The sequence below is a fragment of the Streptomyces sp. SM18 genome, from assembly GCF_002910775.2.
Classification (GTDB): domain Bacteria; phylum Actinomycetota; class Actinomycetes; order Streptomycetales; family Streptomycetaceae; genus Streptomyces; species Streptomyces halstedii.
Window position 1 is genome coordinate 4,929,391 of record NZ_CP029342.1, and the last position, 13,538, is coordinate 4,942,928.

Below are 13,538 nucleotides of genomic sequence, written 5' to 3' on the forward strand. Positions count from 1 at the left end.
TAACGAGCCCGGACAGGCCGGAGGCCCGGCCCCGCGAACCTCTCGCGGGACCGGGCCTCCGGTGTGTACGGCAGCCGGTCAGGCCTCGAAGACCTCGTTGATCAGCTGGGTCTGCTCGGCCTGGTGGCGCTTGGCCGAGCCGACCGCCGGGGACGAGCCGTGCGGACGCGAGATGCGGCGCAGACGCTCGTCGTGCGGCACGTCGGCGCCCACGGCCAGGTCCAGGTGGTCGATCAGGTTGAGCGCGATGAACGGCCACGCGCCCTGGTTCGCCGGCTCCTCCTGGGCCCAGAGGTACTTCTCCGCGTTCGGGTACTTGGCGATCTCGGCCTGGATCTCCGCACCCGGCAGCGGGTACAGGCGCTCCAGACGGATGAGCGCCGTCTCCGTGTCGCCGCGCTTGATCCGCTCGGCGTCCAGGTCGTAGAAGAGCTTGCCCGCGCAGAAGACGACCTTGCGGACGGCTTCCGGCTTGACCGAGTCGTCGCCGATGACCGGACGGAACCCGCCGGTGGTGAACTCCTCCGCCTTCGACGCCGCGGCCTTCAGACGCAGCATCGACTTCGGCGTGAAGACGACCAGCGGCTTGTGGTGCGGGTTGTGCACCTGCCACCGCAGGAGGTGGAAGTAGTTCGACGGCAGGGTCGGCATCGCGACCGTCATGTTGTTCTGCGCGCAGAGCTGGAGGAAGCGCTCCGGGCGGGCGGACGAGTGGTCCGGGCCCTGGCCCTCGTAGCCGTGCGGCAGCAGCAGCGTGACGCCGGAGGTCTGGCCCCACTTCTGCTCGGCCGAGGAGATGAACTCGTCCACGACGGTCTGCGCGCCGTTGACGAAGTCACCGAACTGGGCCTCCCAGATCACCAGCGACTCGGGGCGGGCCAGCGAGTAGCCGTACTCGAAGCCCATCGCCGCGTACTCGCTGAGCAGCGAGTCGTAGACGTTGTAACGGGCCTGGTCGTCGGTGAGGTAGAGCAGCGGGGTGTAGTCCTCGCCGGTCTTCTGGTCGACGAGCACGGCGTGGCGCTGACCGAACGTGCCGCGGCGGGTGTCCTGGCCGGCGAGCCGGACCGGGGTGCCCTCCATCAGCAGCGAACCGATGGCCAGGGTCTCGCCCATGCCCCAGTCGATGGTGCCGTTCTCCACGGAGGCCGCGCGGCGCTGCATCTGCGGCATCAGACGCGGGTGCACGGTCACCGTGTCGGGGATGTTCACCTGGGACTCGGCGATCAGCTTCACGACCTCCGAGGACACCGCGGTGGTCACGGCGACCGGGAACTCCGCCTGCACGTCCGGGACATGCGGCTGGGACGGCGCCGAGGTGGCCTCGCGGACCTCCGCGAAGACCTTCTCCAGCTGGCCCTGGAAGTCCTGGAGCGCCTGCTCGGCCTCTTCCAGCGTGATGTCGCCGCGACCGATGAGGGACTCGGTGTAGAGCTTGCGCACCGAGCGCTTCTTGTCGATCAGGGTGTACATCTGCGGGTTGGTGAACTCCGGGTTGTCGCCCTCGTTGTGACCGCGCCGGCGGTAGCAGATGAGGTCGATCACGACGTCCTTGTTGAACGTCTGCCGGTACTCGAAGGCGAGGCGCGCGACCCGCACCACGGCCTCCGGGTCGTCGCCGTTGACGTGGATGATCGGCGCCTCGATCATGCGCGCCACGTCGGTGGCGTACATCGAGGAGCGCGAGGACTCCGGGGCGGCGGTGAAGCCGACCTGGTTGTTGATCACCACGTGCACGGTGCCGCCGGTGCGGTAGCCGCGCAGCTGCGACATGTTGAGGGTCTCGGCGACGACGCCCTGGCCCGCGAAGGCCGCGTCGCCGTGGAGCGCGACGGGCAGGACCGTGAAGTCCGTGCCGCCCTTGTTGATGATGTCCTGCTTGGCGCGGGCGATGCCCTCCAGGACCGGGTCGACCGCCTCCAGGTGCGAGGGGTTGGCGGCCAGCGAGACCTTGATCTGCTCGCCGTCCAGACCGGTGAAGGTGCCCTCGGCGCCCAGGTGGTACTTGACGTCGCCGGAGCCGTGCATCGACCGCGGGTCGAGGTTGCCCTCGAACTCCCGGAAGATCTGCGCGTACGACTTGCCGACGATGTTCGCCAGGACGTTCAGGCGGCCGCGGTGGGCCATGCCGATGACGACCTCGTCCAGGCGCGCCTCCGCCGCGGAGTCGATGACCGCGTCGAGCAGCGGGATGACGGACTCGCCGCCCTCCAGCGAGAACCGCTTCTGGCCGACGTACTTGGTCTGCAGGAACGTCTCGAACGCCTCGGCGGCGTTGAGGCGGCGCAGGATCCGCAGCTGCTCCTCACGCTCCGGGGCCGGGCGCGGACGCTCCACCCGGTCCTGGATCCACTTGCGTTCCTTCGGGTCCTGGATGTGCATGAACTCGATGCCGGTGGTGCGACAGTACGACTCACGCAGGACGCCGAGGATGTCGCGGAGCTTCATCAGCGTCTTGCCGGCGAAGCCGCCGACGGCGAAGTCCCGCTCCAGGTCCCACAGGGTGAGGCCGTGCTCGGTGATGTCCAGGTCGGGGTGCTTGCGCTGGCGGTACTCCAGCGGGTCGGTGTCCGCCATCACATGACCGCGGACCCGGTAGGAGTGGATCAGCTCGAAGACCCGCGCGGCCTTGGTGACGTCGTCGTCGTGCGAGGCGTCGATGTCCTTGAGCCAGCGGACCGGCTCGTAGGGGATGCGCAGCGCCTTGAAGATCTCGTCGTAGAAGTCGTTCTCGCCGAGCAGGAGCTGGGCCAGGACGCGCAGGAACTCGCCGGACGCCGCACCCTGGATGACCCGGTGGTCGTACGTGGAGGTCAGCGTCATGACCTTGGAGATGCCCAGCTTGTTCAGGGTGTCCTGCGAGGTGCCCTGGAACTCGGCCGGGTAGTCCATCGCGCCGACGCCCATGATGAGGCCCTGTCCGGGCATCAGGCGCGGAACCGAGTGCACGGTGCCGATGCCGCCGGGGTTGGTCAGCGAGGCGGTGACACCGGTGAAGTCGTCCATGCCGAGCTTGCCGACGCGGGCGCGGCGGACGATGTCCTCGTACGCCTGCCAGAACTCGAAGAAGTTGAGCGTCTCGGCCTTCTTGATGGCCGCGACGACCAGCTGGCGGTCGCCGTTCGGCTTCACCAGGTCGATGGCCAGGCCGAGGTTGATGTGCTCCGGCTTGACCAGGGTCGGCTTGCCGTCCTTGACCGCGAAGGAGTAGTTCATCGACGGCATGGCCTTGAGGGCCTGCACCATCGCGTACCCGATGAGGTGCGTGAAGGAGATCTTCCCGCCACGGGCGCGCTTGAGGTGGTTGTTGATGACGATGCGGTTGTCGAAGAGCAGCTTCACCGGGACGGCGCGCACGGACGTGGCCGTCGGCAGTTCCAGCGAGGCGTTCATGTTCTTCGCGACGGCGGCCGAGGGGCCGCGCAGCGTCACGTACTCGGGGCCGGCCGGGGCCTCGGTCGCGGTGTCGGCCTTCGCGGCGGCCGGAGCCGCCTTGGCCGGGGCCGCCTTGGCCGGAGCGGCCTGCGCGGCGGCGGGCTTCGCGGGCGCGGCCGGAGGAGCTGCCTTCGCCGGTGCGGCGGGGGCGGGTGAGGGGGCTGCGGCCTTGACCGGAGCGGGCGCGGCGGCCGGGGTGTTGTTCACGGGGGCCGCGGCCGGGGCCGTGGTCACCGTGGCACCCGCCACCGTCGGGACGGGCTTGTCCGCCGTGCCGGACGTGCCCGGCTTGTAGTCGGCGAAGAAGTCCCACCAGGCGCGGTCGACCGAGCTGGGGTCCTGGAGGTACTGCTGGTAGATCTCGTCGACGAGCCACTCATTGGCACCGAACGCGGCCGCCGGGTTGGACCCGGTGCCCGCTTCTTGATCGGTCGAGATACTCGAGTTACTGGGGGACTGAGACGACACGGCGGCAACCGCCCTCTTCCGCTTCACAAGGTGATGGACAGCGGAAATCAAGGCTACGCCCCCTGAGCCGTTACGTGCAGGCCGGGCCGGTCTTCGTCGTGCACATCACATCTGAAGCCGGGTTTCGGCGCATGAAATGGCGGGAAACAAGCGGGGTTCCGCTGCACTTCGGTACGCGAGGCCGAGGTCCGGCCCCTTGGACCGTATCTCGTTCCTGGTCAGGACGGAGAACCTGGCCCTCCGGATCGAACTCCGGGTCAACCACGCAACCGTGGATTGCCCGGAAGTGTGACCTGTATCCGGCAGCCGCGAGCTGATTCGGCCACACCGATACGTCCCCCGTGCAGATCGACCGCCCAGCGGGCGATGGCCAGGCCCAGTCCCGTACCGCCGTCGCTGCCGGGGCCCTGCGGGGACGGAGTCTGGCCCCGGTTGAAGCGCTCGAAGACCCGGTGGCGCTCGGCCTCCGGGATGCCCGGACCCTCGTCGGCGACCTCCAGCTCCAGCGACTCCGGGTACCGCCCGCGCCGCGCCAGCACCGTGACACGGCCGTGCGGCGGGCTGTGTTTGACGGCGTTGTCGATGAGGTTGGCGACCACCTGGTGCAGCCGCTCCGCGTCCGCGTGCGCGGTCAGCTCGGGTGGTGAGACGTCGAGGTGGAGATGGACGTCCGTACGGGAGTGGTTGCCGGAACCGGAGGAGAGCCGGCGCTGGGTGGCCGCGAGGTTCGCCTCCTTCAGCACGCCCGACAGGTACGGCCAGACCTCGAAGCGGCTCGCCTTGAGCGTCACCACGCCGTTGTCGAGGCGCGAGAGGTCCAGCAGGGTCTCCACCAGCCGTCCCAGGCGCTCCGTCTGCTTCAGCGCGGTACGCATGGTCTCCGGGTCGGCGGCGGACACCCCGTCCACCACGTTCTCCAGGACGGCTCTGAGCGCGGCGATCGGGGTCCGCAGCTCGTGGGAGACGTTGGCCACCAGCTCCTTGCGGTGCCGGTCCTCCGCCTCCAGGTCGTCGGCCATGCGGTTGATCGTCTGGGCGAGGTCCCCCAGCTCGTCACGGCGCCCGGCCCCGCTCACCCGCCGCGTGTAGTCGCCGTGCGAGATCGACCGGGCCACGGCCCTCATCTCGTCCAGCGGCGCGGTCAGCCCGTGCGCCACGAACTGGGTGATGAGCAGGGTCGCGATCACCGAGAAGACGGTGATGAACCGGAACTCCGTCCGGGTGCGCAGGGCGACGATCAGCAGTCCGGTGGTGATGAACACCGACACCACCACGAGCGTGCCGAGCTTCGCCTTGATCGAGAAGGGCCGCAGTCCGGAGCCGGGCCGGGTCATGGCGCGGGGGTCTCCAGGGCGTAGCCGACGCCGTGCACGGTACGGATCCGCTCGGCGCCGATCTTCCTGCGCAACGCCTTGATGTGGCTGTCGACCGTGCGCGTCCCGGAGGCGTCCGCCCAGTCCCACACCTCGGCGAGCAACTGCTCCCGGGAGAGCACCGCGCGCGGGGTGTTGGCCAGGCAGACCAGCAGGTCGAACTCGGTCGGGGTGAGGTGGACGTCCTCCGCGCGCACCCGGACCCGGCGCTGCGCGTGGTCGATCTCCAGCTCGCCCAGGCGCAGGATGCCGCTGCGGGGCGTGACGGCGGCCAGCGCGGCCCGCTCGACCCGGCGCAGCAGCACGTGCACCCGCGCGGCCAGCTCGCGCATGGAGAACGGCTTCGTCATGTAGTCGTCGGCGCCGACCCCGAGCCCGACCAGCATGTCGGTCTCGTCGTCGCGTGCGGTCAGCATCAGCACCGGCACGGGCCGCTGGGCCTGCACCCGGCGGCAGACCTCCAGGCCGTCGAAGCCCGGAAGCATGATGTCGAGCACCATCAGGTCCGGCTGCCACGCCTCCGCCGCGTCCACGGCCGCGGGCCCGTCCAGTGCCGTCTGCACCAGGAAGCCCTCGGCCCGCAGACGGGCGGAGATGGCGTCGACGATCGTCGGGTCGTCCTCGACCACCAGGACCCGGCGCTGGGCCCCGGGGGTGGCCGCGACGCCGTTGTGGGTGGTGTGTGTCTGTTCCATCGCCCCGCCCCTGCCCGTTCTCGCGGGGGACATGCCCCCGGAGACGCGGTTATCGCTCGTGGATTTCTTGGGTCACAGCCCCTGTGCCGCTCAGCAGCGTAAGGGGAGAGGAGGGCTTCCGGCTACGCAGGGTGTTGCCCGGCGTCCCGGAGCGGCCGTCGTCGCGGGGGCGGACCGGGGGCCGTGCGGCGCTCGTCCCTTGGGGGGCCGGGGCGCCGCATACCGGGTGGGGGGTTCAGTCCCCGCGCGACGCGAGATGCACCACGTCCGGAACACCTCGGGCAACGGCTACTTCTTCGGTCCGTACCGCGTGGAACCCGGCATTCCGCAAGGCGTCCTCGAACGCCGCGGAGGGTCGCGCGGACCACACCGCGAGCACCCCACCGGGCGTCAGAGACGCCCGGCAGGCGGCCAGTCCGGCGGGTGAGTAGAGGCTCTCGTTGTCCTCCGTGACGGTCCAGTCGGGGCCGTTGTCGATGTCCAGGCACAGTGCGTCGTAACGCTCCGTGGTCGTGTGGAGGTGGGTGACGAGGTCCACGCGGAGGATCTCGGTACGCGGATCGGCGAGCGCCGCGCCGGAGATCCGGCCGAGCGGACCGTCGAGGTGCCAGTCGACGATGGCCTGTTCCCGCTCGGCGACCGCGATCCGCCCCCAGCGCGGAGCGGCGGCGGCCCGGACGAGTGAGAAGCCCACCCCGAGCCCCCCGATGAGCACACCGGGGTCCGGGCGCCCGTCGGGCAGGGCGGCCAGCGCGGCGTCCACGAGCAGCCGCTCGGAGCGGCCGTCGGAGGTGTCCATCAGGAAGCACCCGTTGGCGATGATCTCGAAGTCGTCGCCGCGCTGCCGCAGCACGACTTCGCCGTACGGCCCCTCGCGCCGGTCGAGGGTGACGGGGCCGGTGAGGTGGGTGGCGGGCATGTACGCGGTCTCCGGTCTCCGGTCGGCGGGCACGGTTTCGCCCATCCTTCCGGCAAGTCCCCTGCCGGGCCAGCGAATTCCCGGCCGGGGCGGGGGGAACGCCTGTGCCCAGGGTGGGTTCGCCGGGGCCGCCGGCCGGAAGGGCCCTCCGGGGCGTCGGCAGAGGTCTGCCCCAGCCGTCCCGCCGGGCCGCTTCCACGGGCCGGCCCGCGCGGGCGTCACGGCCGCGGAGCGGCGGCCGGCGGCAACGGCCGGCGAACGGCCCCCGGCGATCCGGGTGTGGCTGAAAAGCGGCTCCCCGGTGCGGCGGCCGTCGCCGGGGTCACCGGACGGTCCGGCCACCGCCGCCGGCCGGCCGGGCCCCGGAGTCGGTGACCGCCCCGGAGGCCGCTCCAGGCGTCGCGGGGGCGGGCTCCGCGCGTGCGGGAATCCCCTCGGCGCACGCCGCGTTCTACGCCGCGGGCCACCTGGGAACGGTCCTGCGGCCAGCAGGCACCAGATATCGCTGAGAGCGAACACAGGGTGGGGAACATTCGGCGGCTCACAAGCATTGAGTCTGCATAACTCAACTTGCCTGCCGAAGGGGAGATCATGACTACTGAGTCCAACGCGTCCCGGGCGTCCACCCCGATCGACCTGCCCGTGCTGCCGCTCGACGACGAGGTCGTGCTGCCGGGGATGGTGGTCCCGCTCGACCTGTCCGACGCGGAGGTGCGCGCCGCCGTCGAGGCCGCCCAGGCCGTCGCGCGGCCCGGCGGAGGCAAGCCCGAGGTGCTGCTCGTACCGAGGATCGACGGGAACTACACCGGGACCGGCGTCCTGGGCACCGTCGAACAGGTCGGCCGGCTCTCCGACGGTGACCCCGGTGCGCTCATCCGGGCCCGCGACCGCGTACGGATCGGTGCCGGGACCAGCGGGCCGGGAAGCGCGCTGTGGGTGGAGGGCACCCGGATCGAGGTGCCCGCGCCCGGCCGGGGAGGAACCGCCCCCGGCGCCGCCGCCGAGCTGGTCAAGGAGTACAAGGCACTCGCCACCAGCTGGCTGAAGAAGCGTGGTGCCTGGCAGGTCGTGGACCGTGTCCAGCAGATCGACGACATCTCGGCCCTCGCCGACAACTCCGGGTACTCGCCGTTCCTGACCACCGCCCAGAAGGTGCGCCTGCTGGAGACGGTCGACCCGGTCGCCCGGCTGAAGCTCGCCATCCAGTGGCTGAGCGAACACCTCGCCGAGCAGGACGTCGCCGAGTCCATCGCCAAGGACGTCCAGGAGGGCGTGGACAAGCAGCAGCGCGAGTTCCTGCTGCGGCGCCAGCTCGACGCCGTCCGCAAGGAGCTCTCCGAGCTCAACGGCGACCCGGAGGACGAGTCCGACGACTACCGGGCCCGTGTCGAGGCCGCCGACCTGCCCGGGCACGTCCGCGAGGCCGCGCTCAAGGAGGTCGAGAAGCTGGAGCGGGCCTCCGACCAGAGCCCCGAGGGCTCCTGGATCCGGACCTGGCTGGACACCGTCCTCGAACTGCCCTGGACCGAGCGGACCGAGGACGCCTACGACATCAAGGGCGCCCGGGAGATCCTGGACGCCGAACACGCGGGCCTGGCGGACGTCAAGGAGCGCATCACCGAGTACCTCGCGGTGCGCAAGCGGCGTGCCGACCGGGGGCTGGGCGTCGTCGGCGGCCGGCGCGGCGGTGCCGTGCTGGCGCTGGTCGGCCCGCCCGGCGTCGGCAAGACCTCGCTCGGTGAGAGCGTCGCCCACGCCATGGGCCGCAGCTTCGTCCGCGTCGCGCTCGGCGGTGTCCGCGACGAGGCGGAGATCCGGGGCCACCGGCGTACGTACGTCGGGGCGCTGCCCGGACGCATCGTGCGGGCGATCAAGGAGGCCGGTTCGATGAACCCGGTCGTCCTGCTCGACGAGATCGACAAGGTCGGCTCGGACTTCCGCGGCGACCCCGCCGCGGCCCTGCTGGAGGTGCTGGACCCGGCACAGAACCACACGTTCCGCGACCACTATCTGGAGGTCGAACTCGACCTGAGCGACGTGGTGTTCCTGGCCACGGCCAACGTCCTCGAAGCCATCCCGGAGGCCCTGCTCGACCGTATGGAGCTGGTCCGCCTCGACGGCTACACCGAGGACGAGAAGGTCGTCATCGCCCGAGACCACCTGCTCCCGCGCCAGCTGGAGCGGGCCGGTCTGGAGGCGGACGAAGTGAGCCTGGAGGAGTCCGCGCTGCGCAGGCTGGCCGGCGAGTACACCCGGGAAGCGGGCGTACGGAATCTGGAGCGGGCGGTCGCCCGGCTGCTCCGCAAGGTCGCGGCCCAGCACGAACTGGGTGACCGGGACCTGCCGTTCAGGGTGACCGACGCCGACCTGAGGGGTCTGATCGGGCGCCCCCACCATGTGCCCGAGTCCGCCCAGGACCCGGCGGAGCGCCGCACCGCGGTGCCCGGGGTGGCCACCGGTCTGGCGGTCACCGGAGCGGGCGGCGACGTGCTGTACGTCGAGGCGTCGCTGGCCGACCCGGAGACCGGGGCGTCCGGGCTGACCCTGACCGGTCAGCTGGGCGACGTGATGAAGGAGAGCGCGCAGATCGCCCTCAGCTTCCTGCGGTCGCACGGCGCGGAGCTGGAGCTTCCGGTCGCCGACCTCAAGGACCGGGGCGCGCACATCCACTTCCCGGCGGGCGCGGTCCCCAAGGACGGCCCGAGCGCCGGTGTCACCATGACCACGGCGCTGGCCTCACTGCTGTCCGGGCGGCTGGTCCGCACGGACGTGGCGATGACCGGTGAGGTCTCGCTGACCGGACGGGTGCTGCCCATCGGCGGCGTGAAGCAGAAGCTGCTGGCCGCGCACCGGGCGGGCATCACCACCGTGGTGATCCCCAAGCGGAACGAGGCCGACCTGGACGACGTCCCGGCGGAGGTGCTCGACACCCTGGAGGTCCACCCGGTCACCGACGTCCGCCAGGTGCTGGAGATCGCCCTGACCCCGGCCTCGGCCGAGACCGGCGAAAGGGTCCCGGCCGCGGCGTAGGCGCCACGCCGTGACGGACGCGGCGCCACGGACACGGCCGGTACGGACGGCCCGCTCCTCCCCGAAGGGAGGGCGGGCCGTTCCGCGTGCCGCCGCGCGGACCGGGTGCGACGGGGCGCCGGCCCAGGCCGGGTGGACCGTACCGGGGCGGCGGACGCCGCGTCACGGCGGGCGGCGGATCAGGGGCGGTAGATCGTGCCGGGCTCCGGCTCGGCGGGCGCCATCAGCTGGGGCACGGTCACGAAGGTGTAGCCGTCCTTCCGCAACGCGTCGATGATGCCGGGCACCGCGGGGACCGTCCCCTTGTAGATGTCGTGCAGCAGGATGATCCCGTCCCGGTCCGCCTGGTCGAGCGTCCGCTTCCGGATCAGCGCGGAGTCGTTGGTCGAGTAGTCCTTGGCGGTCGTGCTCCACAGGATCTGGGAGAGGCCCAGCTCCTTGCTGATCTCGGAGACCGTGTCGTCGGTCCGGCCCTGCGGCGGACGCATCAGCCGGGGCTTCTTGCCCGTGATCTCCGCTATCGCGTCCTGGGTCTTCTCCAGTTCGGCGCGGATCTCGTCGGGCTTCTTGTCCGTCAGGATCTCGTGCGACCAGGTGTGGTTGGCGACCTCGTGCCCCTCCGCCTCGATGCGGCGCACGGTGTCCGGGTGCTTGAGCACATGGTTCTTGCCCAGCAGGAAGAACGTCGCCGGGACCTTCTTCTCCTTCAGGACGTCCAGCAGGTGCGGGGTGTCCTCGCCGGGCCCGGCGTCGAAGGTCAGCGCGATGCACTTCGCCTTGCGGCAGTCCACGGAGCCGAACGCCCCCTTGGCGTCGGACGCGGCGTCGGCGCGGGCGGAACCGGGAGCGGTCGTCTCCATGGAGCAGCCGCCCAGCGAAAGAGTGAGGACGGTCACAAGGGCGGCGGCCAACCCCGTACCGAGCGGCGTCGTCTTCCTGGGCACAGCGGTCACTCCCGGAGCAGATCCGCGCCCTGGTGGCGCGGTACGCCGTGACTCTACACAGCGGGTATACCCAGCGTGCATAGTGGGGGTGCCCCGACGGTACCGAGCCCCGGCGGCCGGATTCGGCCATCGGGGCTCGGTCGGTGCGGGGAGTGTCGCGGGCGGTGCGGGTCAGCCGTTGGCGAGCGCCTGCACCCGGTCCAGGGCGCCGTTGAAGTGGTCGTGGTCGCCGACCGTGGGGCCGGACGAGGTGTACTGCCACATCGTGTAGAAGCCCCAGCCGGCCGGCAGTTCACCGACCGCCGCGGCGTAACGGGCCACCCAGAGCGGGTTGGTGGTGCCGAAGCCCGCGTTGTTGCCGGTGCAGTCCTTCCACCAGCTGGTCGCGGTGTAGATGACCGCGTCGCGCCCGGTGCGGGCCTTGTAGGTGTTCACGAAGTCGCGGATCCAGGCGACCATGGCGGCCTGCGTCTTGCCGTAGCACTGCGCGCCGTACGGGTTCCACTCGATGTCCAGCACGCCGGGCAGGGTCTTGCCGTCCCGCGACCAGCCGCCGCCGTTGTCCACGAAGTAGTTGGCCTGAGCCGCGCCGCTGGTCGTGTCCGGGGTGGCGAAGTGGTACGAGCCGCGGATCATGCCCACGTTGTAGGAGCCGTTGTACTGCTGGGCGAAGTACTCGTTCTTGTAGTACGTCCCCTCGGTGGCCTTCACGTAGGCCCACTTCACGCCGCTGTTCCAGAGGGTCGACCAGGCGACGTTGCCCTGGTGCCCGCTGACGTCCACGCCCTCGGTCTGCGCGGCCGCGGCGACGCGGGCGGGGCTGCCGGCCTGCCGGCCGTCGTGCGCGATCACGCCCTGGCCCATCCTCGCCGTACCCCGCTCGGGGACGTCGGCGCCGGACGCGGCGCCGGGCAGGGCGAGCAGGAGGGCGAGGGAGGAGAGGAGCGCGCCGGCCGCGGCGAGGCGGCGGCGGGAGGTCTGGGCGGTTCCGGATCTGTGCACGGGCATCTGCGTGCCTCCGAAGGCTCGGTGGGGGGAGCTCATGACCCAGGAGCGGGTGCGGGACACTCCTGTGGGGCGGGCGCCATGGTGTGAACATGCCATCCCTGGCATCCCTGACGCTACGCACGTAGACCCGTCCGGCGGAAGGGGGCCCGGTCGTCGCCGGAGGTCTACTCCTGCGAAATACTGGCCGAGCTGCGGTGATGGCCGCGGTTGGCGGAAACTTTCATCGGCCGGAAAGCGTGTGAGGGGTGCTGACGTGCACGGGAGCGAAAGCGGCGGTGAACCGGGTGCGGCGGCCAGGAGTGGTGTGGACCACGAATTCCTCGCACTGGAGCGGGAGTTGGCGGTCTTCCTGCGCCGGGCGCGGGCCAACTCCGGGGAGATGGCCCGCGAGGTCCACCCGGATCTGGAAGCCGCCGCCTACGGTCTCCTGGTGCGTCTGGAGTCGGCGGGGCGGCAGCGCCCCACGGACCTCGCCGCCTACTTCGGGGTCGGCCGGGCGACCATGAGCCGCCAGCTGCACGCCCTGGAGACCCTCGGTCTGGTGGCCCGTGAGAGTGATCCGGCGGACGGCCGGGTCTCGCTCGTCCACCTCACCGACGAGGGGCTCGCCCGCTTCCGCCGGGTCCGCGACGCGCGGCGCGGCCGCTACGCCGACAAGCTGGCGGACTGGGACCGCGCGGAAGTGGCGGAACTGGCGCGGCTGCTGCACCACTTCAACGCCCGCGCCGAGGACTGAGGCGGGCGCGGGCGCGGTGCGGGCGCCGTCGCCCGGCCCCGCGCCGCTCACGCCCCCGCGTCCCGCACCGGAGGCTCCCCGGTCTACAGCTCGGCCAGTACCGCCGTCGCGTCGTCGTGCCGCTTGCCGCGCCGCAGGAAGACGCGGTCGGTGTCGGCCCGCTCCAGCTTCCTGACCCGGTCGATCAGTCCCTGTGGCCCCTCCTCGCGCACCACCCCGAACGCGGCCGTCCAGTCGCCCTCGCCGAACGTCTCCGTCCAGCGGCTCGCCCCGTCCGTCAGGGCGGCCAGCGCCCGCACCTCCGCGCGGGGCGTCTTGCCGGTCACCGCGCGTGACGCCACGTCGGGGTCGGCGGCGGCGGTGAAGAAGCCCCCCTCCTTGTTGCGCGCCCGCGCGTCGGTGACGGCCTCGGAGACCAGGGAGCCGGGCGGGAGCCGGTCGAGACGGTCGTCCAGGACCGGGCACACCGTGCCGTCGGGCCCCTCAAGGAGCAGGACCGAGTCGGAGAGCACCAGGTGTTCCACCCGCTCGGCGTCCCAACGCGCCAGGACCACCGTCGCCTGAGGTGTACGCACGTGAGAAAGGTCACACGAGGAGCGGTGGGCGTCGGCGGTGCGCCGGATGGACGCCGCGAGCACCTCGGTGAGCGTCAGATCCCGCCGCGAAGCGGACAGTTCGACCAGCGAGCCGCCCAGCCGGGCGGTGAACCACGGCACGGAGTGCACACATCCGTCGTCGCCCGGTGGTGGGGTGACGCCGTCGAGGAGGACGAGGGCGCCACCCAGGCCGGATGCGGGGACGGCGGTCGATGCCCAGTCCTCGTTGGGGTGTTCGGGGCGGCCCGGCTCGGTGGCGAGTTGGATGCGCATCCGGTCAGTCTGCACGATGCGTTCACAGCCCCGTACGACACCGGGCCCGGTCCGTACCAGC

9 protein-coding genes are annotated in these 13,538 nt (G+C 71.5%); 2 read left to right on the plus strand and 7 right to left on the minus strand.

All coding sequences use genetic code 11. The annotated features are described in order from the left end of the window. Positions 1-78: 78 nt before the first annotated feature. From B9S64_RS22465 to B9S64_RS22480, 4 genes are all read right to left on the minus strand, one after another. Positions 79-3,903 (minus strand): multifunctional oxoglutarate decarboxylase/oxoglutarate dehydrogenase thiamine pyrophosphate-binding subunit/dihydrolipoyllysine-residue succinyltransferase subunit, encoded by a 3,825-nt coding sequence (locus B9S64_RS22465; RefSeq protein WP_109492097.1) that lies wholly within the window; start codon positions 3,901-3,903, stop codon positions 79-81. A 257-nt stretch (positions 3,904-4,160) separates the two neighbouring features. Then, on the minus strand, positions 4,161-5,237 hold the full coding sequence (locus B9S64_RS22470; RefSeq protein WP_028438791.1) for an ATP-binding protein: 1,077 nt from the start codon (positions 5,235-5,237) through the stop codon (positions 4,161-4,163). Then, on the minus strand, positions 5,234-5,971 hold the full coding sequence (locus B9S64_RS22475) for a response regulator transcription factor (protein ID WP_028438790.1): 738 nt from the start codon (positions 5,969-5,971) through the stop codon (positions 5,234-5,236). Before B9S64_RS22475 ends, B9S64_RS22470 begins: the two co-directional genes overlap by 4 nt. A 235-nt stretch (positions 5,972-6,206) precedes the next feature. Continuing rightward, the gene (locus B9S64_RS22480; RefSeq protein WP_037882473.1) at positions 6,207-6,890 is read right to left on the minus strand and encodes a spermidine synthase; all 684 of its coding nucleotides are present in this window, start codon (positions 6,888-6,890) and stop codon (positions 6,207-6,209) included. Between the two features lie 591 nt (positions 6,891-7,481). Between B9S64_RS22480 and lon the strand changes: the two genes are divergently transcribed. Further along, the gene (gene lon / locus B9S64_RS22485; RefSeq protein WP_103489129.1) at positions 7,482-9,920 is read left to right on the plus strand and encodes an endopeptidase La; all 2,439 of its coding nucleotides are present in this window, start codon (positions 7,482-7,484) and stop codon (positions 9,918-9,920) included. 179 nt (positions 9,921-10,099) lie between these two features. On the opposite strand, the gene B9S64_RS22490 is transcribed toward lon, so the two are convergent. Both B9S64_RS22490 and B9S64_RS22495 read right to left on the minus strand, forming a co-directional pair. After that, positions 10,100-10,780 carry a polysaccharide deacetylase family protein gene (locus B9S64_RS22490; RefSeq protein WP_239084852.1) on the minus strand — a complete coding sequence of 227 codons (681 nt, stop codon included), beginning with the start codon at positions 10,778-10,780 and terminating at the stop codon, positions 10,100-10,102. 255 nt (positions 10,781-11,035) lie between these two features. Then, complete coding sequence (locus B9S64_RS22495) at positions 11,036-11,872, minus strand: lysozyme (RefSeq protein WP_103489131.1); 837 nt, start codon at positions 11,870-11,872, stop codon at positions 11,036-11,038. 253 nt (positions 11,873-12,125) lie between these two features. Here B9S64_RS22495 and B9S64_RS22500 point away from each other — a divergent pair, with 253 nt between their 5' ends. Continuing rightward, entirely contained in the window at positions 12,126-12,608 is a 483-nt protein-coding gene (locus B9S64_RS22500; RefSeq protein WP_103504927.1) for a MarR family winged helix-turn-helix transcriptional regulator, read from the plus strand. A gap of 83 nt (positions 12,609-12,691) precedes the next feature. Here B9S64_RS22500 and B9S64_RS22505 read toward each other — a convergent pair whose 3' ends face one another. Further along, positions 12,692-13,477, minus strand: coding sequence for a hypothetical protein (locus tag B9S64_RS22505; protein WP_103490087.1), 786 nt, complete (start codon positions 13,475-13,477; stop codon positions 12,692-12,694). Positions 13,478-13,538 lie beyond the last annotated feature (61 nt).